25 protein-coding genes are annotated in these 24948 nt (G+C 66.8%); 16 read left to right on the plus strand and 9 right to left on the minus strand.

What is annotated here, in order from left to right:
• The 5 genes from SLNSH_RS24710 to SLNSH_RS25180 all read right to left on the minus strand — a co-directional run.
• On the minus strand, positions 1 to 515 hold a 515-nt coding region (locus tag SLNSH_RS24710), incomplete at its 3' end, for a helix-hairpin-helix domain-containing protein (RefSeq protein WP_245422448.1).
• A gap of 193 nt (positions 516 to 708) precedes the next feature.
• On the minus strand, positions 709 to 2139 hold the full coding sequence (locus SLNSH_RS21560) for an RtcB family protein (RefSeq protein ID WP_106339861.1): 1431 nt from the start codon (positions 2137 to 2139) through the stop codon (positions 709 to 711).
• Position 2140: 1 nt separating this feature from the next.
• Positions 2141 to 2602 (minus strand): archease, encoded by a 462-nt coding sequence (locus tag SLNSH_RS21565; RefSeq protein ID WP_106339863.1) that lies wholly within the window; start codon positions 2600 to 2602, stop codon positions 2141 to 2143.
• A gap of 28 nt (positions 2603 to 2630) precedes the next feature.
• The gene (locus tag SLNSH_RS21570) at positions 2631 to 3068 is read right to left on the minus strand and encodes a DUF2267 domain-containing protein (RefSeq protein WP_106339865.1); all 438 of its coding nucleotides are present in this window, start codon (positions 3066 to 3068) and stop codon (positions 2631 to 2633) included.
• 392 nt (positions 3069 to 3460) lie between these two features.
• Complete coding sequence (locus SLNSH_RS25180; RefSeq protein WP_342587872.1) at positions 3461 to 4135, minus strand: dienelactone hydrolase family protein; 675 nt, start codon at positions 4133 to 4135, stop codon at positions 3461 to 3463.
• A gap of 118 nt (positions 4136 to 4253) precedes the next feature.
• Between SLNSH_RS25180 and SLNSH_RS21580 the strand changes: the two genes are divergently transcribed.
• The 12 genes from SLNSH_RS21580 to SLNSH_RS21630 all read left to right on the plus strand — a co-directional run bounded on the left by SLNSH_RS21580 (position 4254) and on the right by SLNSH_RS21630 (position 17582).
• The gene (locus SLNSH_RS21580; RefSeq protein ID WP_106339869.1) at positions 4254 to 4682 is read left to right on the plus strand and encodes a DUF2267 domain-containing protein; all 429 of its coding nucleotides are present in this window, start codon (positions 4254 to 4256) and stop codon (positions 4680 to 4682) included.
• A complete protein-coding gene (locus SLNSH_RS21585; protein ID WP_106339871.1) occupies positions 4682 to 5836 on the plus strand; it encodes a CapA family protein in 1155 nt (384 codons plus the stop codon). Before SLNSH_RS21580 ends, SLNSH_RS21585 begins: the two co-directional genes overlap by 1 nt.
• A gap of 431 nt (positions 5837 to 6267) precedes the next feature.
• Positions 6268 to 8025 (plus strand): acetate--CoA ligase, encoded by a 1758-nt coding sequence (acsA, locus tag SLNSH_RS21590; RefSeq protein WP_106339873.1) that lies wholly within the window; start codon positions 6268 to 6270, stop codon positions 8023 to 8025.
• A gap of 1 nt (position 8026) precedes the next feature.
• A complete protein-coding gene (gene pdhA, locus SLNSH_RS21595) occupies positions 8027 to 9040 on the plus strand; it encodes a pyruvate dehydrogenase (acetyl-transferring) E1 component subunit alpha (RefSeq protein ID WP_106339875.1) in 1014 nt (337 codons plus the stop codon).
• Positions 9030 to 10034, plus strand: coding sequence for an alpha-ketoacid dehydrogenase subunit beta (locus tag SLNSH_RS21600; RefSeq protein ID WP_106339877.1), 1005 nt, complete (start codon positions 9030 to 9032; stop codon positions 10032 to 10034). The genes pdhA and SLNSH_RS21600 overlap by 11 nt, the downstream gene beginning before the upstream one ends.
• Before the next feature lie 9 nt (positions 10035 to 10043).
• The gene (locus SLNSH_RS21605; RefSeq protein WP_106339879.1) at positions 10044 to 11270 is read left to right on the plus strand and encodes a dihydrolipoamide acetyltransferase family protein; all 1227 of its coding nucleotides are present in this window, start codon (positions 10044 to 10046) and stop codon (positions 11268 to 11270) included.
• The gene (locus SLNSH_RS21610; RefSeq protein ID WP_106339881.1) at positions 11267 to 11539 is read left to right on the plus strand and encodes an acyl carrier protein; all 273 of its coding nucleotides are present in this window, start codon (positions 11267 to 11269) and stop codon (positions 11537 to 11539) included. Before SLNSH_RS21605 ends, SLNSH_RS21610 begins: the two co-directional genes overlap by 4 nt.
• Before the next feature lie 533 nt (positions 11540 to 12072).
• A complete protein-coding gene (locus SLNSH_RS21615) occupies positions 12073 to 13068 on the plus strand; it encodes a sensor histidine kinase (RefSeq protein ID WP_106339883.1) in 996 nt (331 codons plus the stop codon).
• A gap of 98 nt (positions 13069 to 13166) precedes the next feature.
• The gene (locus tag SLNSH_RS25610) at positions 13167 to 13301 is read left to right on the plus strand and encodes a hypothetical protein (protein WP_280954493.1); all 135 of its coding nucleotides are present in this window, start codon (positions 13167 to 13169) and stop codon (positions 13299 to 13301) included.
• 80 nt (positions 13302 to 13381) lie between these two features.
• Entirely contained in the window at positions 13382 to 13825 is a 444-nt protein-coding gene (locus tag SLNSH_RS21620; RefSeq protein WP_106339885.1) for an RNA polymerase sigma factor region1.1 domain-containing protein, read from the plus strand.
• A 242-nt stretch (positions 13826 to 14067) separates the two neighbouring features.
• Positions 14068 to 15552: an ATPase domain-containing protein gene (locus SLNSH_RS21625; protein WP_106339887.1), complete on the plus strand. Its 1485-nt coding sequence runs from the start codon at positions 14068 to 14070 to the stop codon at positions 15550 to 15552.
• A complete protein-coding gene (locus SLNSH_RS21630) occupies positions 15549 to 17582 on the plus strand; it encodes a response regulator (protein ID WP_106339889.1) in 2034 nt (677 codons plus the stop codon). Before SLNSH_RS21625 ends, SLNSH_RS21630 begins: the two co-directional genes overlap by 4 nt.
• Before the next feature lie 171 nt (positions 17583 to 17753).
• On the opposite strand, the gene cls is transcribed toward SLNSH_RS21630, so the two are convergent.
• The gene (gene cls, locus SLNSH_RS21635; protein ID WP_158266847.1) at positions 17754 to 19214 is read right to left on the minus strand and encodes a cardiolipin synthase; all 1461 of its coding nucleotides are present in this window, start codon (positions 19212 to 19214) and stop codon (positions 17754 to 17756) included.
• A gap of 125 nt (positions 19215 to 19339) precedes the next feature.
• On the opposite strand from cls, the gene SLNSH_RS21640 reads away from it, so the two are divergent.
• A complete protein-coding gene (locus tag SLNSH_RS21640; protein WP_106339893.1) occupies positions 19340 to 19642 on the plus strand; it encodes a SemiSWEET family sugar transporter in 303 nt (100 codons plus the stop codon).
• A gap of 279 nt (positions 19643 to 19921) precedes the next feature.
• A complete protein-coding gene (locus tag SLNSH_RS25615) occupies positions 19922 to 20158 on the plus strand; it encodes a glycine cleavage T C-terminal barrel domain-containing protein (protein ID WP_106339895.1) in 237 nt (78 codons plus the stop codon).
• A 51-nt stretch (positions 20159 to 20209) separates the two neighbouring features.
• On the opposite strand, the gene SLNSH_RS21650 is transcribed toward SLNSH_RS25615, so the two are convergent.
• Positions 20210 to 20449, minus strand: a complete 240-nt coding sequence (locus SLNSH_RS21650; RefSeq protein WP_106339897.1) for a YMGG-like glycine zipper-containing protein — start codon at positions 20447 to 20449, stop codon at positions 20210 to 20212.
• 504 nt (positions 20450 to 20953) lie between these two features.
• Here SLNSH_RS21650 and SLNSH_RS25010 point away from each other — a divergent pair.
• A complete protein-coding gene (locus SLNSH_RS25010; protein WP_158266848.1) occupies positions 20954 to 21115 on the plus strand; it encodes a hypothetical protein in 162 nt (53 codons plus the stop codon).
• A 369-nt stretch (positions 21116 to 21484) separates the two neighbouring features.
• Here SLNSH_RS25010 and SLNSH_RS21655 read toward each other — a convergent pair whose 3' ends face one another.
• Positions 21485 to 22648 carry an App1 family protein phosphatidate phosphatase gene (locus SLNSH_RS21655; RefSeq protein ID WP_106339899.1) on the minus strand — a complete coding sequence of 388 codons (1164 nt, stop codon included), beginning with the start codon at positions 22646 to 22648 and terminating at the stop codon, positions 21485 to 21487.
• Between the two features lie 167 nt (positions 22649 to 22815).
• On the opposite strand from SLNSH_RS21655, the gene SLNSH_RS21660 reads away from it, so the two are divergent.
• Entirely contained in the window at positions 22816 to 24174 is a 1359-nt protein-coding gene (locus SLNSH_RS21660) for a cytochrome P450 (protein WP_106339901.1), read from the plus strand.
• 174 nt (positions 24175 to 24348) lie between these two features.
• Here SLNSH_RS21660 and SLNSH_RS21665 read toward each other — a convergent pair whose 3' ends face one another.
• Positions 24349 to 24948 (minus strand): DUF1993 domain-containing protein, encoded by a 600-nt coding sequence (locus SLNSH_RS21665; RefSeq protein WP_245422449.1) that lies wholly within the window; start codon positions 24946 to 24948, stop codon positions 24349 to 24351.

Raw genomic sequence — 24948 nt, forward strand, 5'->3', positions numbered from 1 at the left:
GCCTGCGCGAGCATGGCCGCGATCGCGTCCTGCGCGGCCCGCCCGAGCCCGCGCGCGCCGGCGATGCGCCCGTCCTGCGCGGCCCTGCGCAGCTGCTCGCGCGTGCGCACGCCCAGGTCCCGCCACAGCGCCATCGCGCGCCTGGGCCCGATGCCGGGAATCTCCAGCAACTCAACCACGAAGTGGGGGACCCTGTGGCGGAGGTCGCGCAGCAGGGCGTGGCTGCCTGTGAGGGCGCATTCGGAGATCTTGCCGGCGAGGTCCTCGCCGATCCCGGGAAGGTCCGTGAGCGGCGGGCCCTTGGACATCATCTCGGCGACGGACACGCCGTGCCTGCGGATGGTGCGGGCGGCGTTGCGGTAGGCGCGGACCCGGAACGGGTTGGCGTCCTGCAAGTCCAGCAGGTCGGCCGTTTCATCCAGCCTGTCCGCCACATAGATGTTGTCCCGCGCCCGCTCCTGCGGCGGCACGGTCGCGGCGCCCGGCCCGACAGTGCTCGCAACGGGTGTTTGCATGACCCACCATGGAGGTTGGAACGGGAGCGTGTAGGCCGGCGGTCAGGCCCGCAGCCCACGCCTTCGCCCGACCCGTCCGGAAGTCCCGCATTCGGTTCAGATGCGCCACACTAGGCCGCAGCGCGCGAACGGGGTTGCTGAGGATCAGTTCTGGCCTGCGGCGCGGTCCAGACAAGGGCGGCGGATCCGGCTGTCACCCTTTCACGCAAGCGAAGGGGGAGAGCCGCGCCACGCGCCGGGCCAGGCCCGCCATCTCGGCGGCGAGCACGACCGCGTCGAGGTTCTTGTAGGCGTCGGGCGCTTCCTCGGCGATGCCGCGGGTGGAGGGGCTCTTCACCACGATTCCCTCGCTGGCGAGGTGGTCCTGGATCTGGCGTCCGCCGAAGCGCCGGAGCGCCTCGTGCCGGCTCATGGCGCGGCCTGCGCCGTGGCAGGCGGAGGCGAACGCCGCCCGCTCCGCCTCGGGCGTCCCCACGAGCACATAGGAGCCCACCGCCATGCTGCCTCCGATCAGCACGGGCTGGCCATAGGGCCGGAGGTCCTCGGGCAGATCCGGATGGCCGCCGGCCAGCGCCCGCGTGGCTCCCTTGCGGTGCACATGCAACCGCCTGCGCTCCCCCGCGACCACATGACTCTCGACCTTGCAGGTGTTGTGCGACACGTCGAACAGCAGTGACAGTCGTCCCCGCTCGAACATCCGGGCGAAGACCTGGCGCGTCAGGTGGGCCACGATCTCGCGGTTGGCCAAGGCGCAGTTCACGGCGGCGCGCATGGCTCCCAGGTAGCGCGTCCCGAGCTCGGACCTGATCGGGGCGCAGGCCAGCTCGCGGTCGGGAAGATGAAGGCCGAACCCAGGCGCCGCCAGCAGCATCTCCCGCATGAACTCTGTCCCGATCTGATGGCCGAGCCCGCGCGAGCCGCAGTGAATGCTGACGACGACGCGTCCGCGCTCCAGGCCGTAGCCGGCCGCGACGGCCTCGTCGAAGATCTCGGTCACTTCCTGGACCTCCAGGTAGTGGTTGCCTGAGCCAAGCGTGCCCATTTCCCGGCGCTGGCGTCGCCGGGCCTGCTCGGAGACGGCCTCCGGCATTGCGCCGCCCATGGCGCCGCCTTCCTCGATGCGGGGGAGGTCCTCCGGGCGACCCCAGCCCCGCTCCACGGCCCAGCGCGCCCCGCCGTTGAGCATGGCGGTCATGTCGATGTCGTCCAGCGTGATCGCACCTTCGCTGCCCAGGCCAGCCGGGACGCCGCGGAACAGGGCCTCCGCGAGTTCTCCCCGGCGCGGACGCGCGTGGGCGGCCGAGAGCTCGCTGACGAGAAGGCGGACACCGCAAGAGATGTCGAACCCCACGCCGCCGGCGCAGATCACCCCGCCGGCGTCCGCATCGAATGCGGCCACGCCGCCAATGGGGAAGCCGTAACCCCAGTGGGCGTCCGGCATCGCGACCGCGTCGCCGACGATGCCCGGCAGGCTCGCGACGTTCGACAACTGGACGCGGACCTTGTCGTCCATCCCCAGGATGAGGTCTCGATCGGCGTAGATCACGCCCCGGACGCGCATGGCGCCCGTTGGCGGGATCACCCAGCGGCAGCGATCTTCGCGCTTGAGCAGGGACGGATCCATCTCACACGTCCACCACGCATTGGGCGACCCAGCGGCCCTCCGGCTCGCGCGCGACCCGGGCCTCCGTGAAGGTGGCGCCCTTGGGCTCGGCGGCCGGGTGGTGCCGGACGATGTCGATGGGCTCGCCCCAGGCCTCGCCGTCGAGGCGACCATCCTGGATGGCGACCCGGAACCGCCCGAAGATCAGGCGACCGGCGCTGATCTCGACGATGATGGCGTTCAGCCAGTCCACCAGGAGGACGACGGGGTCGTCCGCCTGGCAGGCGATCTTGCGACCCTCTAGGCAGCGCACGCCCTCGGGATCCACGGCGACGCTCACGAGCGCCAAGGCCGCCATCGCGAAAGCTTCAGCGCAGGTGGCCCCATAGCCCCTCACGCCGATGTCGGCGTCGTGCGGAAAGGTCTCCCATCCGCTCTGGCCGACGGCGGGTTGAGACGCGTGCTGGGGCGAACATGGAAGCATGCTTCGGCCCCTTCCAATTCACAGCCGCCTAGGGCACGGCGATCGTCGGCCAGAGGCTTCGAACCTCCGAGGGCATGGACTGGATGACCTTGGCGGTCTCGCCCGGGTCCAACTCTTCCCAAAGCAGCTTCAGGACCGCTTCGGCTGTCGCTTCGGCCGAATAAGGAAACTGCGGCGGGAATTCGGAGGCGATCCGCGCCAGGAATTCCGGCAGGTGACGATCCGGGGCGGGCGAACGCGACGGTTTCCAGCCTTCGTAGTAGATGCCCCGAACCAGCATGGGAAATTGCGCGCCCAGGTGGATCGCCTGCTCCGGCGTGAGCCTGTCTCGGAGGGCGTGGAGCACGGCCCTGAGCCCGGAATAGGCCTGGTGGCGGTCCGCGAATGCGCCGGCCTCCAGCTTCTTCAGCCAGGCGTTGGTCTGTTCGATGGTGTGGTCCAGGGCGGAGACATGGGTGGTGTTCATGGCCGCGATTGCGGGCGAGCGCCCGCCTCCGTTCATGACAGGGGTTTCGCCGCGGGGCGCCGTTGCCGGGCTCCAGGGCCGGGACGCGCGGGCCGGGCGCCCGCGCGAGAGGGGCGGTCAGGCCGCCTTGACGGTGATCCTGGTCTCTTTCTAGGCCTCGGCCGTCTTCGGCAGCATGACCTTGAGCATGCCCTCGGACTGGACGGGAAGCTTCGTGAACTCGGACATGATGCTCTCCTGCCGGTGCGTGGGTCGCGAGCACCCTACGCGGTCACGCGGAAGCCGCCCTGTTCGGGATCAGTTCCGGGCCGAGGGCCGACGTGACTGCCTGGAATTGCGCGCCTCGCCTTGGCCGGTCGCCGCAAGGGCCAAGGATTGTGGCCTGTTCTGATTCACGGTTCAGGGGAAAGATGTTCTTCGAACCAATCGGCCGCGGCGAGAGACACGGCTTCAAGGGCCCCTGGTTCTTCGAACAGATGCGTCGCGCCTGGGATGATATGCAGTCGCGCTTCGCAGGACATCTGCGACATGGCGCTCCGATTGAGCGCGAGAACTTGGCTATCGTGACCGCCGACGATGAGGAGCGTCGGCGCCCGCACGCGCGCCAGATCCTGGCCCGCGAGATCGGGCCGTCCGCCGCGCGAGACGACCGCGAAGACCCTCTCGGGCCGTCTCGCCGCCGCGACGAGGGCCGCGGCTGCGCCCGTGCTCGCGCCGAACAGGCCCAGGGGCTGCTTCGCCATCCCGGTCAGCTTCGTCAGGTGAGTCATTGCGTCCTCGAGCCGCGACGCGAGGAGGGCGATATCGAAGACGTTTCCGCGGTCGCAAGCCTCGCTCTCGGTGAGCAGATCGAACAGCAAGGTCCCGAACCCGCGTTCCACGAGGATCTGCGCGACAGCCGCATTGCGCGGGCTGAGGCGACTCGATCCGCTGCCATGGGCGAAGAGGATGAGGCCGCGAGCCTGATCCGGGCCCGCCAAGGTCCCGTTTCGATCTCCGGACAAAGGAATCAAGCGATGCATCGCCCTGTCCTTCCCTCGGGACAGAGAATGGCCCGCCTCCAGCATCGCCCACGGCGCGGATTCGATACTGAGCGAACGCAGTCCACGCCAGATCAGGCCTCCTAGACTGACGCCCCTCGACACCGAGCCGCGAGAACCGGCGGTCGGACCGCGAGAGGTCGAAATGTCCCCATCAGCTTCGCAACCTCGGGCGCTCGAAGAGGCGCTGGCCGTAAGCGCCCGGTGGATCGAGGACCTTGGGGATCGCCTGGGATGGCGTGAGCGTCGCAACGTCCTGCCAGCCATGATCGCCGCCCTCCATGGGCTGCGGGACGCAATCGATCGCGAGGAGGCGATCGCGCTCGGCGCATGCCTGCCGACGCTGCTGCGTGGGTTCTACTACGAGGGTTGGCGCCCTTCGGCGCGGTTGTCGCCAACGCGGGCCCACCTCCTCGAACGGATCCATGAAGCCGTCCACAGGGAGCCGGGGATCGATCCGGAACAGGTCGCCCGCGCCGTCTTCGCCCTCCTGGCTGAGCGCCTGCCCGGCCCCGAACTGGAAGAAGCCAAGGCGTTCACGCCGGATGAACTGCGCTCGTTGTGGCCCGATTGATGGACGCCGTGGCTGCTCCTGCCGTCGATATCAAACCCCTGCGCCTGGCCCTGGCGGGAGACGTGATGCTCGGGCGAGGGATCGACCAGATCCTGGGCCATCCGTCCTCGCCCGCGCTGAAGGAGGGCTACCTCCATTCCGCGCTGCAGTATGTGGAACTCGCGGAAAGGCGGCTCGGGACGGGCATTCCGCGCAACGCCCCTCCTGAATACCCCTGGGGTTCGGCGCTTGCGACGCTCGGCAGCGCGGATGTGGACGCCAGGATCATCAATCTGGAAACGAGCGTCACAGAGCACGACGCGTTTGAGCCCAAGGGCATCAACTACCGCATGCACCCGCTCAATATCGGCGTGCTGGAAGCCGCCCGCATCGACTGCTGCGCGCTGGCGAACAACCACATCGGGGACTTCGGCATGGAGGGGCTTCTCGACACCCTCGACTGCCTCCGAAAAGCGGGGATCGCCTTTGCGGGCGCCGGCCGAAACTGGTCGGAAGCCACGGCGCCGGCCCCCATTCCAGTTCGGGGCGGGCGCGTTCTCGTTTTTTCCTGCGCGACGAGGTCGAGCGGGGTTCCTTCCCGATGGGCGGCCGGGGGCGCTGCGCCTGGCGTGTGGCTTCTGCCCGATCTGGGCGATGAAGCGGTGGCGGAGATAGGAGCCGTCCTTTCGGCCGCGCGCAGGCCGAATGACCTGGTGATCCTGTCCATTCACTGGGGTCCGAATTGGGGCTATGCGATCGAGCCATCGCAGCGGGCGTTCGCCCATGCGGTCATCGAGAGGGCTGGGGTCCAGATCGTCCACGGCCACTCATCGCACCACCCCAAGGCAGTGGAGCTTCATCAGGGCGGGCTCATCCTCTACGGGTGCGGAGACCTGATCAACGACTACGAGGGCATCGAAGGTTACGAAGACTTTCGTCCCGATCTGAGTCTGATTTACATGCCGGTCATGGACGTGCAGCGACGCAAACTGCTGCATCTGGAGGTTGCCCCATTCAAAATGCAGGGCTTCCGACTCATCGACGTCAACGGCGAGGAACGCGCCTGGCTTGAGCAAAGGCTGGCTACTCAGGCGCGAGGCTGCAGCGTGTCGCATGGGCGCAGTGGCGCTGTCCTTGAGGTGGCTGAGAGCGGGGGGCGACGCCGTGGCTCGTGACAACGAGGCCATGCCGACCAGAGGGAGGTCGACACGGGGGACGCCAAGCGGGAAAACCCTAGACCCAAGACCTCCGCTCCGAGGGGGAGCCATGAAAGCCGGCGGCCAGCCGCCGCCCCTGCCGGAGGTGTACAACTGCCCGATCTGCGGCGGTCCCGTCCGCCCGGAGCACGGCTCTTATCGCTGCGGGCGCTGCGGGCTCGTTGAGGCCTGCTGCGAGGGCGCCCCATCGAGCTGACCTTCCCTGCCTTCTCGGGATCGCAGGCCGGCCCCGAGGCTCAAGGCTCTGCGGCCCGGATGCTTTCACCGCCGGACAGTGGCGCTAGAAGCGACCATCAATATGAAGTCGCGTCCGAACTGATTCAGATCACGGCCACGGGGCGCGCCGGGGCGCACCCTTCGACTGGAAAAAGTCACCGGGGCAGACCGCCGTGACCTGGCCCACAATCCACAAAAGTGACGAAGAGCGCGCTGGAGCCAACCTGCCCGACTACGAAGCCGGGGCTCGAGCCTTCTCCTGGCGGCAGGCCCGCGCCATGCTCGACGGCCTGCCCGGGGGTGGGCTCAACATCGCCTACGAGGCGGTCGAGCGCCATGTCCGAGCGGGGCGGGGCGAGGCGCTCGCCTTGCGCTGGCTCGGACGGGACGGCTCCGTCAGGGACTTCAGCTATGCGGATCTCAACGCCCTAGTGAACCGCTTCGCCAACCTCCTGGCCTCAAGGGGAGTCGGCAAAGGCGATCGAGTCTTCTCCCTGCTCGGGCGCGTCCCTGAGCTTTATTTCACCGCGCTGGGGACGTTGAACAACGGCAGCGTCTTCTCGCCCCTCTTCTCCGCCTTCGGACCAGAGCCTGTGCGGGCGCGCATGACGATTGGCGGGGCGCGAGTCCTCGTCACGTCGGAAACCTTGTACCGCAGGAAGGTGGAGCCCTGGCGCGCGGATCTGCCCAGCCTCGAAACGGTGTTTCTCACCGACTGCTCCGCCACTCCTCCGACCGGAACGATCCCACTCGCGGGAGCCCTCGAAGAGATGCCGGTCACCTTCGAGACGGTTCGCACCGATCCCCAAGACATGGCCCTTTTGCATTTCACAAGCGGGACAACAGGCCGGCCAAAGGGCGCAGTCCACGTGCATGAGGCGGTTGTGGCGCATCATGTGACGGGACGCTTCGCCCTCGACCTACGGGAAGGGGACATCTTCTGGTGCACGGCCGATCCAGGATGGGTGACGGGCACGTCCTACGGACTGATCTCACCGCTGACCAATGGCGTGACGCTCGTCGTCGACCAGGCTGAGTTCGATGCCGCGCGTTGGTACGCCATCCTGCAGGATCAAAAAGTCAACGTCTGGTATACCGCGCCAACCGCCATCCGCATGCTGATGAAAGTCGGCGCCAGTGTCGCGAAGCGCTTCGATCTCTCGGCGCTCCGGCTGATGGCGAGCGTCGGCGAGCCGCTGAACCCCGAGGCAGTGGCCTGGGGACTCGAGGCATTCGGCAAGCCGTTCCACGACAATTGGTGGCAGACCGAGACCGGCGGCATCACGATCTCCAACTTCCTGTCCATGGACGTAAAGCCGGGCTCGATGGGCCGTCCGATCCCGGGCGTGGAGGCGGGCATTGTCGAGCGCCTCCCGGACGGCGGCGTCCGCGAGGTGGGGCGGTCCATGACGAGCGGAGAATTGGCGCTGCGACCGGGCTGGCCCTCCATGATGCGAGGCTACCTCAACGAGGAGGAGCGCTACCGCAAATGCTTCGCCGGCGGCTGGTATCTCACCGGCGACCTCGCGATGCGCGACGCCGAAGGATACTACTGGTTCATCGGCCGCGCCGATGACGTCATCAAGAGCGCCGGACACCTCATCGGTCCCTTCGAGGTCGAGAGCGCGCTCATGGAGCACCCTGCCATCGCCGAAGCCGGGGTGATCGGAATTCCGGATCCGACGGCAGGAGAGGCCATCAAGGCCTTCGTCGCGCTCAAGCCGGGTTTCGCGGCGGGGGAGGAACTCCGGAAGGAGCTGCTCGGCCATGCCCGCAAGCTTCTGGGGCCCGCGGTCGCGCCGAAGGACATCGCCTTCCGCGACAGCCTCCCGAGGACGCGCAGCGGGAAGATCATGCGCCGGCTGCTGAAGGCGCGCGAACTTGGACTTCCGGAGGGGGACACGTCGACGCTCGAAGGCGAGGAGCATTGACATGCTGCGTACCGACAAGCCCCACCTGACCCGCGACCATCTGCTCTGGCTGCTGCGCCAGATGGTCCGCATCCGCCGCTTCGAGGACAAGTGCGCGGAGCTCTACACGCAGGAGAAGATTCGCGGATTCCTGCATCTCTACGATGGCGAGGAAGCCATTGCGGTAGGGGTCATTCCTGTACTGGAGGAGCGGGACCGGGTCGTCGCGACCTATCGCGAGCACGGGCACGCCTTGGTGCGCGGCGTGCCGATGAACGCAGTCATGGCGGAGATGTACGGCAAGGTGGAGGGCTGCAGCCGGGGCCGGGGCGGCTCCATGCACCTCTTCGACCGCACGACGAATTTCTACGGCGGCAACGCCATCGTGGGCGGCGGACTGCCGCTTTCCGTCGGGCTCGCCCTTGCCGACCACATGCGGGGCGAACCGCACGTGACCGCCTGCTTCTTCGGGGAAGGCGCAGTCGCGGAGGGCGAGTTCCACGAGAGCCTCAACCTCGCGGCGCTGTGGCGCCTGCCGGTCCTGTTCGTGTGCGAGAACAATCTCTACGCGATGGGGACGGCGCTGGCGCTCTCTGAGTCCGAGACCGACATCCAGCGCAAGGCCGCCTGCTACAGGATCTCGTCCGAGGCTGTGGACGGCATGGACGTCGTCGCCGTCGAGGCCGCGGCGCGGCGGGCCGTCGCCGCCATCCGGGGCGGCGGAGGCCCGCGCTTTCTCGAGTGCCGGACCTACCGGCTTAGGGCTCATTCGATGTTCGACGCCCAGCTCTACCGGGAGAGGAAGGAGGTGGAGGAGTGGCGCAGCCGCGAGCCGATCGTCCGCTTTCAGGGCTGGCTGAAGGAGAACGACATCGTCCACGAGGCGGATCTTGCGTCGATCGAGGCGGAGGTGGCGGCCGAAATCGCGGAAGCGGTCGCCTTCGCCGAAGCTGGCGCGTGGGAGCGCGTCGAGGAGCTCACCCGCTTCACCTATGCGGAGAAGCCGGGCGAAGGGGCCGCCCACCATGCCGCCTGAGCCCATCCCACAGACCCTAGAGACGACCTACCGCGAAGCTGTCCGCGAGGCGATCCGCGACGCCATGCGGCGCGACCCGTCCGTCTTCCTGATGGGAGAGGACGTCGGTCGCTACGGCGGCTGCTATGCAGTGAGCAAGGGCCTTATCGCCGAGTTCGGACCCGAGCGCATCCGCGACGCCCCGCTCTCAGAATCCGGGTTCACCGGCGCGGGAATCGGCGCCGCCATGGCAGGGATGCGCCCGATCGTCGAACTCATGACGGTCAATTTCAGCCTCCTCGCGCTCGACCAGATCCTCAACACGGCCGCCACCGTCCGGCATATGTCCGGCAACCAGTTCGGCGCGCCTCTCGTGATCCGCATGGCGACAGGGGCCGGCAGACAGCTTGCGGCACAGCATTCGCACAGTCTCGAAGGCTGGTACGCGCACATTCCGGGCATCAGGGTCCTCGCCCCCGCCACCCTGGAGGATGCGCGGGGCATGCTCTGGACGGCGCTGCAGGAGCCGGACCCGGTGCTCATCTTCGAGAACGTGATGCTCTACAACATGGCCGGCCAACTGGCGGCAGGGGCCGGAGCCGTCGACATCGAGCGTGCGGCAGTTCGGCGGCAGGGCCGCGACCTGACACTGATCACGTATGGCGGCTCGCTCTGGAAGGCGCTGGACGCAGCGCAGGCGCTTGCCGCCGACGGCATCGAGGCGGACGTCATCGACCTGCGCACGCTCCGCCCCCTGGACGATGCGACGATCATGGCCTCCGTCCGGCGGACAAGGCGCGCGGTGATCGTCGACGAAGGCTGGCGCAGCGGCAGCATCTCCGCCGAGATCGGAATGCGCATCGTCGAGCAGGCCTTCTGGGAGCTCGATGCGCCTGTCGGGCGGGTCTGCAGCGCAGAGGCGCCGATCCCCTATGCCCGCCACCTCGAAATGGCGGCGCTGCCGCAGGTTCCGGCCATCGTACGGGCGGCGAAGGCCACGCTGGGGCCCACATAGGAGGCGTCGTTGGCCGAGTTCCGAATGCCCTCTCTAGGCGCCGACATGGAGGCCGGCACGCTCGTCGAATGGCTCGTGAAGCCGGGGGACCAGGTTCATCGGGGCGACGTTGTCGCCGTTGTCGAGACGCAGAAGGGCGCCATCGAGATCGAGATCTTCGAATCCGGAACCGTTGAGGAGATTCTCGTTCCTCTCGACGAGAGGGTGCCGGTCGGGACTCCCCTGGCGAGACTTCGGCTGGAAGGCGAGGGGGCCGAGCCTGCCCCTCGCCCTCCGCCGTCCTCGCCGGAAGCCACGGCGGCGCTTGGGGCGGCCCCGGAGGGCGGCGAGCCGAAGCCTTTCCTGCCCCTCGCGCGTCCCGGGCCGGCCGCGCCGGCCGAAGCGGAGCTTCGCCCTGCGGCCGAGCGCATTCTTGCCTCGCCGGCCGCGCGCAGGATCGCCAGCGAGCGCGGTCTCGACCTCGCGGCCTTGACCGGCAGCGGCCCTGGGGGCGCTGTTATCAGCCCGGACCTCGACCGAGCGCCCGCGGAAGAGCCCCGGGTGGCTGGCCCACGGGCAAGGCCCGGCCTCGATCTCGACGCCATGCGTTCCGCCATTGCGGGGGCCATGGCGCGGTCCAAGCGGGAAATACCCCACTACTACCTCCAGCACACCGTCGACATGGCCACGGCCCTGGATTGGCTCGCGGAGGCGAACGCCGGGCGAACACCGGAGCGCCGGCTGCTCGCGGGGGCCCTGTTCATCAAGGCCGTCGCGCTGGCCGCCCGGCGCTTTCCGGCCCTCAACGGATTTTTCGGCACGAAGAATTTCGAGCCTTCGCGTGCGGTCCATGTCGGAGTGGCCATCGCCATCCGTGGCGGCGGCCTAGCGGCGCCCGCCCTGCATGACGCCGATCGTCTGTCCCTCGGCGAGCTGATGGACGGGATGCGCGACCTCGTGCAGCGGACCCGCGCAGGGCGCATGCGCAGCTCGGAAATCGCCGACGCCACGATTACGGTGTCGAGCCTCGGCGAGCGCGGCGTGGAGGCCCTCTACGGCGTTATCTACCCGCCCCAGGTCGCCATCGTCGGTTTCGGCAAAATTGTCCAGCGGCCCTGGGTCATCGACGGCGCAGTCGGCCCCCGGCCGGTCGTGACGGCGACGCTGGGGGCCGATCACCGGGTCAGCGACGGCCACGCAGGCGCGCTCTTTCTCGCCCATATCGACAAGCTTCTCCAGGAGCCAGAACGCCTATGAGCACGCCGCCCATCGAGACGACCATTCTCGAGGAACTCGGAAACATTGCGCCGGAGGCCGACCTGTCCTCCCTAGACAGGCGGGCCGACCTGCGTGAGGCGCTCGACATCGACTCCATGGACTTCCTCAACCTCGTCGCCGCCCTGCACAAGCGCCTCGGCATCGACATTCCTGAACTCGACTATCCACAGATGTTTACGCTCGACGGGGCCCTCGCTTACTTGGGCAGGCGGATCGGGCGGCAGCTTGAGCCAGATCCTCGAGCGTGATGCAGGATCAGCGCTCAATAGCACATCTTCTGTAGCGCTATTTACAGCGTTCTCTTGGGTCAACGAATTCGAGGCCGAGTTTCCACGACTTCGCGCACGTCTGGCCTGCGCCGCAGCATTGACTGGGCGCTCTGGTCCTCTCGAGCCGGAGTGGTCGCCTGGGTTCGTTGTATGTCCCTCACGAGACCTGCAGCGTCGCCTTTTCCGCCTCGTCACTCCCATGCAGGCCTCGCTTGAGCGCCGGATCAGGGTTTGCCTTGGTCAAAGGCTCGCCGGTTGCCTCCAGCTTCGCGCCTGCAGCGGCCTCACGAGGCGGATCGGCAGGACGGCCGCTCCCGACCCAGCGCAGGTATTCTGGATCGACGAAGGGGGACGGCCAGGACTGCCCTTCGAAGCGGGCGCCTGCGCGCGTCACCGCAGGGCGTCTGTTAGGTGGACGCCCGTGGTTCACCGGTTCGAGGGCGTGTAATCTCACGGGGACGGACGGGCTTCGCTCCCGTTAGATGCGGAGACATGAAGACTGGAGCTAGGCCATGAACCTAGAGGATCTATATCGTCTTCTCCGGAGCAGCCATGTTCAGGCGCAGGGGATTGTCGATACCATCGACGAGCCCCTCGTCGTCCTGGACGAACACGGCTGCGTGCTCGACGCCAACCGAGCTTTCTTCAGCACCTTCCTGGTCGAACGAGACGACACCATCGGTGGCCGCCTGCGTGACCTCGGCAATGGTCAGTGGGACATTCCCGAGCTTACGACGCTGATCTCGGAGGTGATCCCGAAGGCTACAGCCGTGATCGACTACGAGGTCACGCACACGTTTCCTCATATCGGCATGCGCACATTCCTCGTGACGGCACGACGGTTGTGGAAGCCTGACGACAACAGCACCAACGTCCTGGTCGTGTTCAGCGATGTGACGGAGAGCCAGGAGAAAGAGCGAGAAAGCTCGCTCCTTTTCTCCGAACTGCGCCATAGGATGTCGAACCTGCTCGGAGTGGTGCGCGCCATCGCGAACCAGACGGAAACGAAGGGCAAGACGGCAGACGAGTACAAGGCCGCCTTCCTGGGCCGTTTCGAGACTTTGTTGATAGCCCAATCGCTCATGGAGGGCGGCGGCCATCCTGTTCAGCTTGCCGACCTGATCACCAAGGTGGTCGCCGGTCTCGGCGGGGACAGGCTCCATCTCTCGGGAGGACCAGGCGTCCTCATTGCTGAGAAGCAGATCGTACCACTGACCATGATTGTCCATGAACTGGGAACGAATGCGCTCAAATACGGCGCGTTCTCGGAGAACACCGGCGCCGTGGACATAAGCTGGGAGATTGTCTCCGAAAACACATCGCGCTCTCTCCGTCTGGTTTGGCGCGAGAGGTGCGCGGCTCCCGTATCTCGTCCTGAACGAACGGGCGTTGGAACGGGTGTGATCCAGAACAGCGCCAAAATCGGCCTACACGGATCAGCGGAGCTAAAGTTCGAGAGGGAAGGTTTGGTCGCAACCCTCCTCGTGCCGCTGATCGAACCGGATTGATGAAGACACGCGCGAGCGCCTAGCCCACGAAGCCGCCGATCTGGGCGCGCTCGGCCGGCTGGACACGATTGCTGGCGGCCCAACAGTGGCAGTTCCCCATGGATGAACGATATGTCTTCGGCTGGCGTCACAACGTGCTTGGGGACAACGCCAATGCGGCGACCCTTCGTGTCCTCGTCTACATCGCGGTTGCCGACCTCGCTCTGGTGCTGATCTCGTACCTGCTTTGGTGACGCTGCTAAGAGGCTCAACCGCTTTGCAGGTTGAGGCGTTGCCCCAGGCCAGCCGGAACATGTGTAATGGGAGCGCGCCTATGCCTGCAGCAATCTCCTCGGACCTGCTTGCCCGGCTCCTCGCCAATGGACGGAAACGTGGCCGCCTGACCGTGGACGATCTGGCGCAGGTCCTGCCCATCGACTCGATGGCGCCCGACGAAATCGCGCTCGTGGTCGCCCATCTGGAAGAAGCAGGAGTCCCCGTGGAGGTGGATGAGGCATTGCTTCGAGGGCGGCCCGCGTCAGGGGCAGCGCGTCCGGCCCCGGGTGGCTTCACCTTGCCCGAGGAACCAAGGCGGGATGGACCACGGGCTACATCACCACAGCAGCTGGGAGGCGCACCGACCGGGCCCTCCGTGTCTCGAGCGGAATCAAGGGCTGTCGGCTGGTCGCAGTGGAGAATGCCGGTCCTCCTTGCAGCCGTCGTGTTCGCGATTGTGCTGGTGTGGACTCTCATCCGCTGGGTCGGGGTAGCTGGATGAGGATCGGACCCAGCTTGCGACCCAGAGCCGAGATCTTCCCGTAGAAGGCGTCCAGTGGCGCGGAGAGGGCGGGCCAGTCTGAATGCGTGACGGTCTTCGAGCCCTCAACGAGAACCGGACCTCCCGCAATGCTTGAATCGGTTGGCCGGGAACTCCCGAAGGCGTGACCCATTATGCATAGCTCACGGTTCGTACGTGCGTGACGCTTGGGAGATCGGCCTCGAGAGAACCAGGAGGATTCAATGGAACGGCTCGGAGGCGAGGCCGAGACTGGCATCGCCGGGTTGGACGACGTTCTCAACGGGGGCCTGGAGAGAGGCCGTGTTTTTCTGTTTGAGGGCAGCCCCGGGACTGGCAAAACCACGGTGGCGCTGCAGTTCCTCTTGCAGGGCGCCGCGCAGGGCGAGCGGTGCCTCTACGTTACCCTTTCCGAGACTGAAGACGAGTTGCGCGCCTCCGCCGCCTCGCACGGATGGTCGCTCGAGGGGATGGAGGTCTACGAACTCGTCCCCCCGGAGAGCCTGCTCGATGAGGACCAGCAGCAGAGCCTGCTTTATTCGTCAGATCTTGAGCTTGGCGAAACCACGAAGCGCATTTTCGAGGCTTTTGATCGCCTGACACCGGACAGAGTGGTGCTCGACAGCCTTTCCGAGATCCGCTTGCTGGCGCAGAGTTCCCTGCGCTACCGGCGCCAGATCTTGGCCCTGAAGCACTTTTTCGCCCGCCAGAATGCGACGGTGATGATGCTGGATGACCTCACGAGCGATACTGGCGACAAGACGGTGCACTCGATTGCGCATGGCGTGGTCCGACTTGAGGAGTTGTCGCCCGAATACGGCGCGGAGCGTAGGCGGCTCAGAGTTCTCAAATACCGAGGTCGCCGCATCCGTGGCGGTTTCCATGACTTCGCAATCAAAACGGGCGGCGCCAAGGTATTCCCGAGGCTCATCTCGGCCGAACACAGAGGAACCTTCACGCGCGACGTGCTTTCGACGAACTCGGCGGAGTTCAATGCGCTGCTCGGCGGGGGCGTCGAGCGAGGATCGAGCGTCCTGATCCTCGGCCCGGCCGGAACAGGCAAGACCATCATCACCCTGACGTTCGTAAAGAGCGCGATAGAGCGCGGCGAACATGCCGCCATGTTCGTGTTTGACGAGGAGCTCGGGCTGCTGATTGAGCGCGCCGCCGCGCTCGGCATCGACCTGCAATCCATGATCGACTCCAGGGCTCTCGTGCTTGAGCAGGTGGATGCGGCCGAGTTGACGCCGGGCGAATTCGCTGAACGCGTTCGCGTGTGCGTGGAGACGCATGGCGCGCGTACTGTCGTGATTGACAGTCTCAATGGTTATCAGGCCGCGATGCCGGGGGAGCACGCGCTAGTCCTCCACATGCACGAGCTGCTGCAGTATCTGAACCGACGGGGCGTGACGACTTTCCTGACCGTCGCCCAGCACGGCCTCGTGGGCGACATGAAAGCGCCAGTCGATATCACTTATCTAGCCGATACTGTGGTCCTGCTGCGCTACTTCGAGGCGTTGGGTCGCGTCCGAAGGGCGATCTCGGTAATGAAGAAACGCACCGGAACGCACGAGGACACGATCCGCGAGTATCAGATCGACCGGGCGGGGGTGACGCTCGGACCGCCGCTCTCCAACTTTCAGGGCGTGTTGCGCGGCGTTCCGGTTCTCATCGGGAACGAAGGGCTGATGGAGCGCAATCCATCATGAAGCGCGCCACCGTCTCGGAGCGAGGCCTAGTCCTAGCCCCGCTGGGTCGGGACGCGGCCATTGCGTCGGCGATGCTGTCCGAGGGCGGGATCGTCGCAACGGTCTGCCCAACGCTCTCTTACCTGCTGCAAGAGCTCGATGCTGGCGCGGGCTTTGTCGTCGTCACGGAGGAGGCGATCGATACCGCGGATCTCCACGGTCTCTCAACATGGATCAAAGAACAGGAGGAGTGGTCGGACCTCCCATTCGTCCTCCTGACGAGCCGCGGCGGAGGCCTGGAACGCAATCCCGCGGCCGTGCGGCATCTCGACGTCTTGGGCAATGTCACGTTCCTGGAACGTCCGTTTCATCCTACCACCCTCATCAGCCTTGCTCGTTCGGCGTTGCGGGGGCGGAGGCGGCAATATGAGGCGCGCAGCAGACTCGTCGCCCTGAGGGAAAGTGAAGCGCGCTATCGAATGCTCTTCGACACCATGGACGAGGGTTTCTGCATCATCGAGTTCCTCGATGGGCCGCACGGACCATTGAGCGACTATGTGCACGTCCAGGCAAACCCCGCCTATGAACGCCACGCCGGCATCACCAATGTGGTCGGGAAAAGAGTGCGCGATATGGTTCCAGATGAGGCGGAGGGCTGGGTGGAGCTTTACCGCCGCGTCCTGCTGACCGGCGAGCCCGTCCGGTTCCAGCGGAAGCTCGAGGCGACTGGCCGTCATTTGGAGCTGGCGTCCTTCCGCGTCGACCCGCCCAGCCGGCGCGAAGTCGCGGTCGTGTTCCAGGACGTGACCGATCGCCAGCGTGCGGAGCAAGATCTTCGTGACCTCAACGAGACACTGGAGCGAAGGGTCGAGGAGGCTGTCGCGGAGCGCGGCACGGCTTTGGCTCAGCTCCATGAAGCGCAGAAGCTGGACACGCTGGGGCAGCTGACAGGCGGGGTCGCGCACGACATCAACAACCTGCTCACGCCAATCACGGGCGCTCTCGACGTCCTGAACCGCCGCTACGCCGGCAGTGACGCGCGTGCGGCTCGCCTGCTCGACGGGGCTCTCCAATCCGCCGAACGGGCCAAGACTCTCGTGAATCGGCTGTTGGGGTTTGCTCGCCGGCAGGCGCTGGAGACCCACGCAGTCGATATCAGCGGCCTGCTAAAGGGGATGCGCGATCTCGTCGCGAGCTCGATCGGATCCGCCGTGGAGCTCCGGATGGTGCCCGACCGTGACCTCCCGGCGGCGCTCGCCGATCCGAACCAGTTGGAGCTCGCAGTCCTCAATCTTTGCGTCAACGCGCGCGACGCCATGGAAAACGGCGGCGTCCTGACGATCGCGGCGGAACGGGCGGTGATTGGCCCGCGCAGCCCAGCGAACTTGAAGCCTGGCGCCTATGTGAAGCTGTCCGTGATCGATACCGGATCGGGCATGGACGAAGCGACCCTGGCCAAGGCCGTGGAGCCGTTCTTCTCAACGAAAGGTGTGGGGCGGGGCACCGGCCTGGGGCTCTCGATGGTGCACGGGCTCGCGGGCCAGCTCGGAGGCGCGTTCGTCCTTACGAGCGCCCTCGGCGAGGGAACGCGTGCGGACCTTTACCTGCCTGTCGCGCAGTCTCCCGCGAAGCCAAGCACGCGAGGCCATACGCCTCTGGCGCCGAGCGTGCGCGCGCTTTCTGTGCTGCTCGTTGACGATGAGGATCTCGTCCGCCGAGGCACCGCAGAGATGCTCCGGGAAATGGGCCACAACGTGCACGAGGCGTCCGGCGCAGCGCAGGCCCTCGCGGTCCTGGGCGCGGGCGCCTCAGTCGACGTATTGGTGACGGACTACATGATGCCCCACATGAATGGCGCCGAACTCGCCCGATGCGTGTGGCGCGCCCAACCTAATCTTCCGGTGCTCGTGATAACGGGCTACGCCGGCCGGGAGCTAGATTCTGGGCTGGCGCAGTTGGCGAAGCCGTTCAGACAGTCGGAACTGGCCGCCGCACTCGACGTGTTGGTGCGCCCTCGAGAAGGAAACGTCGTGCCCCTTATTCGACCCTAGAGCAAAGCGGCCCTTCGAAGCTGCCGCTGCGAGGTGCGGCTTGCGCCAACTCGGGATTTGGTTCGTTCGGAAAGTGTGTGTGCGCCCCGCAGCCACTGATCAAAGAGCCCGCCTTGCCGCCCACGTTGCGCCCCTTGGATCCGCACCACTGGGCTCCGGAAGGCGAGCCGCCTATTGCAGCGCGGAGGTCAGGCGGGCGAGGTTCTCGACCGCTCGCGCGCCGAGCGGGCGCTTGCGCCAGTGCGCGAGATCGAGGGGCCGGGCACAGGCCGCATAGGCGTCGAGCGCGTGCTTCAGCGGCGCCACGGCCACTTCCCCATAGAGCAGAAGCGTGACCTCCATGTTGAGGGTGAAGGAGCGGATGTCGAGGTTGCTCGAGCCGATCGCCGCGAGGTCGCCGTCCACCACCATGGCTTTGGCGTGCAGGAGCGCGGGGGCGGGATAGAGCCGCACATCGATGCCCGCCTGCATCAACTGCTCGTAGAAGGAGCGCTGGGCATAGACCACGAACGTCTGGTCCACGGCCTCGGAATTGATGAGCGTGACCGCGACGCCGCGTTCGGCGGCGCTGGTGATGGCGAGCATCAGGGCGTCGTCCGGAACGAAGTAGGGCGTCGCCACGACCAGGCTGCGCCGGGCCGCATGCATGAGCCCCGTGAAGAGCCGGAGGTTGTTCTCGTCGTCGAAGCCCGAGCCGCTAGGAAGGACCTGGGCCGTGACACCCTGTCCGGATTCGCGGGAGCCTGTCTCCACGGCAGGGTGGAAGGACGCGTCCAGCAGTTCGCCGGTCTCGGAGTACCAGTCTGTCACGAACACGGCCTCGAGTTCGAAAACGGCCGGCCCAGTCAGGCGAACGCAGAGTTCCTCGTAGGAGATGTCGTCCTTGCGGTGGTAGCCCGGGGCGATGAGGTTCAGCGACCCTGTGAGAGCCTCGAGGCTGTCGACCACCAGGATCTTGCGGTGGTTGCGCAGATCGATGCGCAGGAGCTCCCTGGGATTGAGGACCGGCAGCATGTAGCGCCACTGGACGCCCGCTCCCGTGAGCCGGGCCTCCATGGCCTTGCGCCGCGGGAACTTGCGCGACCCCATCTGGTCCAGCAGCAGGCGAACGGTGACGCCGCGGGCGACCGCCGCCTCCATGGCGGCGAAGAGCGGCTCCGTGGTCGCGTCCATGGCGATCACATAGAATTCCACGTGCGCGTAGTGGCGCGCCCGGCCAATTGCCTCCGCCATGCGGACGATGATGTCTTCGTACCCGTGCAGGATCTCGATGCCATTGCCCGTCATGGGCGGCATTCCGCCGAGTCGTTCAGCGAGCTGCGCGTGAGGCGCCATGCGCTCGCCAAGGCTTTCCGGCGGCGCCGGCCCGGACTCCGCAGCGCTGCCCGTCTCCGCCAGCGCGGCGGCGATCATGCGCGTCATCTGCCGCTGCAGCTTGCGCCGGCGCTTGGGCAGCTTGGGGCTTCCGATGGCGAGAAACAGGAGAACGCCGAAGAAGGGCGCGGACACGATGAGGAGGAGCCAGGCGGTCGCCGACGAAGGCTTGCGGTCGATCGGCACGGTCAGGAATGCTGCGATCACGACCGCGCCATGCAGGGCCAGAGGCAGCACGCTCCAGAAGCTATCCCTCATGCGATCCAGCTCGTCTTGAAAAAGCATTCTGACGAGCGCGGCGCAGGGCTGCAACCCGAGCGCAAGCGAGCGGCCGTCCGAGCAGTCCTTTGTAGAACCTCGGCGGCGTCGTGGTGTTGAGCCGGATGTCCGCGTCTGACTATCTCGGCTACGTCGCCGCCCTCTGCTCCACATCGGCCTACGCGCCCCAGGTCATCAAGGCCTGGCGAACGCGCCGGACCAAGGACATCTCCCTCAAGGCTTTTTCGGTTCTCGTCACCGGCCAGTGCCTGTGGCTGACCTACGGCTACTTGAAAGGCGAGTGGCCGCTGGTCGCCTCCAACATGGTGACGCTCTGCTTCACGGGCACGATCTTGTACCTGAAATGGTGCGAACCCCCGGATTGCAAACCTGAAGGCCGCCGATCTGCGCCGGCGCTCGGCGAGTGACCAAGGAAGCAGCTGCTCACGAAAATTGCTAAGCCTTGAGCTGATCCAAGCTCCCCAGAACAGGCTGAAGCCGGCCCGCCGAGCAGAGCGTAGACCTCATCGTCCATCGTCCGAAGCGAGCGGCTCGGCGGCCTCCAGGATCCTCCCGAGCCGAGCCTTCACCGCGTCCTGCTGCTCCCCGAACATGCGCCATCGCTCGCCCCAAGCCCTGAACAGGGCGGCTGATCCAGCGGGCGCGATTACCTGCCGCAATGAACGGAGCGCCCGTTTTTAACCAGCTTGGCGATCCGGGCGAGCCACTTCGAAGATGAAGAGCGCGCCAAAGGGAGCAAACGCGTCATCACTTCGGGCGGCTACTCCTACACGCTCGAAAAGGACGCCGGGCTGGCCTTGCTGCCCGTTGAGCACGGCGCCCCCGGGACCGACCTACAGCTCTCGATCCTCGGCGAGATGCGAAGCGCTCGGGTCATCTGCGAGTCTCCGTATGATCCGGCGGCGTTACGGAGCCGCCTCTGAAGAGCGTGGTTGGCCACCGTTGCGGACCTTCGCGGTGTCGAGGCGAAGGGTCTATCGGTGATGGTGGCGCACGACTCTGTGGCGATGAACCCGGTGGCGGCTTCCGTAGCGGGAGCCGACCACCGCTCCGCCCACGCCGCCCACGGCAGCCCCGACCGGCCCGCCGACGACAGCGCCGCCCACGGCGCCCACTCCGGCTCCGACCAGCGTCGAGCGCGACTGCGCCTGCGCCAACATAGGTGCAGTGACGACGAGCCCCGCCACCCCGATCGCGAAGAGGATCTTACGCATGCTGCTTCTCCATTCCCGTCTCCGTCCCTGAACGCAGATTGCCCGGTGCGGTTTCGGGAAGAGGCGCGCTCGGTCGATGAGCCCCACGGGCCGAAAGGCACGCGTCGGCGCTTCGTGATTGATCGCGCCCGCAATCCGTTGCTGTGGCGGTCAGCACCCCCAGCCGCGGGCTCAAGAATGTCAATGGCGGCATCGTAGGCGCCCGTCTTACCCAGGGGTCGTGAGCAGTGGCCTAGGGCAACGCCCCGCACTGCAGAGGAGCCGCGATCTGCAATCGGTCGCGGTGAAGCGGAATTGAGCCGCGTCATCTCGGTCTCGGGCGGGCGCGCTAGCCTTGGCCGGAAAGGAGGGCGGCCCGATCGCTCAGGCCAACCGTCAAGCAAGGAGATTGGCATGAACCGACTGTTCGCCGCTGCACTGGCGGGAGCAGCTGGCGTGATCGCATGGAACCTATCGCGGCCAGCGCGCCACCGCCCGGGCGCGCCAGGCTGGATGGCAAGGCACATGCTCAGTCACATGGAGCGCATGCTGGCGAGCTTGCCTGACAACGCGCCGCCCAAGCTGGTCATGTCGGTCCTGCCCAAGCTGCAAGCGCAAAACGAGACCATCATTGCGCTTCTCCGCGAGCAGAACGAACTCCTGCGCGGGCAGCGGCCCATCCCGTAGCCGCGAGCGGCTCCGCCGGAAGCGCTGTCCGACCGCCGATATGTCGTACAGGCCGGAATAAACATAGGCCAAGAGCCCGCCTGTCGCCGACACCGTCGCGATAAAGCCCCAGAACAACAGGACGAGCGGCGATCGCGTGGCCCGACAGGCGGTTAGGCTTTTACCGCGGCAACGCGGCCCATGAGGGCGTCTGAAAGACGGACGATGGGAAAGCCCATTTCGCGCCGCCTGCGGTCCTGTCCGCCGTCGGGTATGCGGACGAGGAGGGACGTCTGCGGCTGATCACGTTGCGGAGCAATGATCAGTTCACATGCGCCAGGGCGGAGGGTGGCGTCATCGACAGGCGTTGTGCCAATGGCGAAGCTTCAGTCAGCTCAGCACATCAGGCGCCTTTACGGCGCCGCCGCCCACAACAGTACTTGAGGACCGTTCGGGGTCCGCTGGCGCCTCGTCCCGCCGCTCCGCCGCGGTGAGGTCGGCAACGTCATCGGACACCAGGCCCAGGGCGGACGCGTGCCGGGCCATGGCGATGCTGTCGGCCGCGAGCAGCAGGCTGGAGCCCGCTTCTGTGACTCTGGTCGCGAGCTCCTCAATCGCATGCGTGCGCGCTGGGTGGCGGCTGACGTCTCGGATCAAGACCGTCAGGACCCGGCCGGGATGCCTCGCGACGATGCGCGCGTAGATCTCGGGGTCGTGCTGGCCGCTGTCTCCGATCAGCACGAACGGCAGGGACCCATAGAGCGCCAACATGTGATTGATGAGTTCCTCCTTGTGCGTCTCGGCCTTCCTCGGCACAGGCGAGGTCCAGGTCACGCCCCACTCGCGCAGGAAGAGAATTGGGCCGACGGGAATTGCATGCAGGTGGAAGAATTCGTCGAGCACCTCATACGTGCCCCACGGCGCCCTGGACACGTAGAGCATCGGATTGAGCTCCTTGCCCGACCTGCCCGCGTGCAATCCCCGGTACAGGGCGGCCACGCCAGGAAAGGCCGTCCGGCTTTTGGCGTCAGCCACGAACAGTCGCCAGAGCATCAGGACCTTGTTGGCGACCCCGGTCTCGACGACGGTGTCGTCGATGTCGCTGATCACCACGAAGCGACATTGTGGGGGCGGAACGAAGACCTGGGCGGTCGCGGTGAGTTGAGCCTCCTCAAGCGTCAGGGCCACGTCGTGCCAGCAGGTGTGTTCTGGCGGAGGCGCGGCGAGACGCAAATGGATGCGGAAATAGCCGTCAGCGTCAGTGATCGCGCGTTCGGTCGCGCTCCCGAAGCGGGCTGCAACGGCCATGCCCGGGAATGGGTGTCGCGTGATCCGCCTAAGCAGGTTGCGCAGGAGCCCCGGGAAGCCTCGCGTTCGGTCCCGCCGTGCTCCCTGGCGTTGCCGGAATACGCGGCCAATCAGGAACATCTCCTCGCGCGAGCCGTAGCCCCGGTAGGGCAGGAGCGCGATCCCAGCCCCGGTTCGAGACCGGGACACCGGCCGCGCCGCGGCGGCAAGCAATCCCCTGCCGAACTGGCGAATGGCGTCAAGCATTCTCGTACTCCCGGGCACCAACGTATGCGGGGGCGCGCGGTTCTGATCGGTCAGGGACGTGTCGGGCCCTGTGCGTTCGGCGCGACGTCTGATTGGCTGGTCCGGAGCCGCCCCGCTTTGGGCTCAATCGGCTGTTCGGCTTGGCTTCCTCCCTGGAGGACTGCGGCATGCCGGCGACCAGCACCCTTCTCGTCCCGCCCCGTCCCGATCCGGCGCGCGCGCCGCTGTCCACGTTGGAACTGGGACTGAAGCTCGGACGCAACATCCTGTCGATATGGACCGAGGACGCCTACCGCCAGGACCTGCTCGTGGCGCCGTTCTTCGGGGTCAACAGCTTCACCCTGAACGGCTCCGACGCCATCCGGCACGTCTTCGTGGACAACCCCGAGGCCTACGGCCGCTCGCTGGTGACCAGGCGCATGCTGCAGCCTATCCTCGGACGTGGCCTGTTCCTGGCCGAGGGCGAGGAATGGCGCCGCCAGCGCCGGGCCCTCGCGCCTGCTTTCACGCCACGGTCCATAGACCCGCTGCGCGGCATCATGACGGCCGTCGCCCGGGAGAAGCTGGATCAGCTGGCTTCCCGGGTGGGGCGGCCTATCGACCTCTTCGCCTTCACCCAGCGGCTCGCCCTTGAAGTCGCCGGGCGGACCATGTTCTCGCTCGAAATGTCGGACCGGGCCGAGGAAATGCGTCGCCACGTCGACGCTTACGCGGAGGCGATCGGACCCTCGCTGTTCGATCTCGTTCTTCCCGAAGCCTGGCCGAACCCGACGGACCTGAGGCGGCGCCGGATCGCCCGACGCTGGCGGCGCTTCATCGAGGACCTCATCGACGAGCGACGCACACAGGGAGCGGCGCCCGAGGCGCCGCGTGATCTGTTCGACCTGCTGACGACAGCCTCAGACGCCGGTGATGGCGCCGAGGAGCGCGCTTATTTGCGGGACCAAGTTGCGACCATGATCTTGGCCGGCCATGAAACCACGGCCATCGGGCTCTTTTGGTCCTTTCTCCTGCTCGCCCTCGATCCGGCTGTCCAGGACCGGGCGGCGGCGGAAGCTTGCGCTTGGCCGGGCGACAACGGCGCCGCCATCCCGACGCAGCTGCCTTTCCTCCATGCCGTCGCGAGCGAAGCGCTGCGGCTCTACCCGCCCGCGTTCCTCGTCACCCGGGTGGCCCTGAAGCCGGATCGCATCGGCGCGCGGCGCGTGAACCCGGGCGACATCGTCTCGGTCTCGCCATGGCTGCTGCATCGCAGCGCGCGCCGATGGCGCGATCCACACGCGTTCGATCCCAGCCGCTTTCTCCCGGACGCGCCGGCCGTCGACCGGTTCGCCTATCTGCCATTCGGGATCGGACCGCGCGTGTGCATCGGCGCCCACTTCGCCATGACGGAGCTCGTCCTGGTCCTCGCCGAGGCGCTGAAGCGCTATCGCTTCGAGCGCACCGATTCCGAGCCCGTTCTGCCGGTCGCGGTGGTGACGCTGGGTCCCGACCACAAGGCGCGCTTCCGCCTCCGTCCGCGATGATGCCGGCGGCTCCGCATGGGGCCGCATTCCGTCCACGAGAGGATTTTCGGCGGCCCGATCTGGGCGGGCCTATTCCTCAGGTCAAGCCGTCGGAAATCGCGATCCTCCGGCGAGACCGCCGGCCCGGTGGGGCGGCGGCATCGTCTCGAACGCCGGCAGCGTCGGTCCGGGCTATCACAGGCCACCCTGCGAATGTCCCGGCCTGGTCCGCAGCTCCCCCTCGTAGTCGCGCTTCCCGAGCGGCACGCCGCGCATGCGCAGGATGTCGTAGGCGGTCACGGCGTGGAAATGGAAGTTCGGCAGCGAAAACGAGAGAATGAGGGTTTCCGGCGTGAACAGGAGCCTGCGGGGACCGATCTGGAGGTCCAACTCCTTGCCTGACCAGCCGTTGACCTCGTCAGGAGTGAACGCCTCCAGCGCCGCTTGCGCCCTGGCCATCATGGCGCGCAGGTCGGAGAAGGGTGCGGGACCCACCAGGGCAGGCGGGGCGAATACGCCGGTTCTCGCGGCCTCGAGCCCCCACACGGCATGGTGCCACGTGGCTTCGATCTGGAAGTGGAAAGGCGCCATGTCTTCGCAGAGCCGGACGTTCACGAAATCGTCCGGATCAGCGCCTGTCTCGGCGCAGTGCCGCACCGCACGGTCGAGATAGCCCCGGACGGCCCGCACGGTCTGCAGGAAGGTCGGAACGCTGAGCTCGTAGAGCGTCGTCGATATCGCCCGTTCCTCCGAAGACGCCCACGAATGGGGGCGATCGGATGCGATCAGCCGCAT

The sequence above is a fragment of the Alsobacter soli genome (assembly GCF_003004785.1).
Classification (GTDB): Bacteria; Pseudomonadota; Alphaproteobacteria; order Rhizobiales; family Beijerinckiaceae; genus Alsobacter; species Alsobacter soli.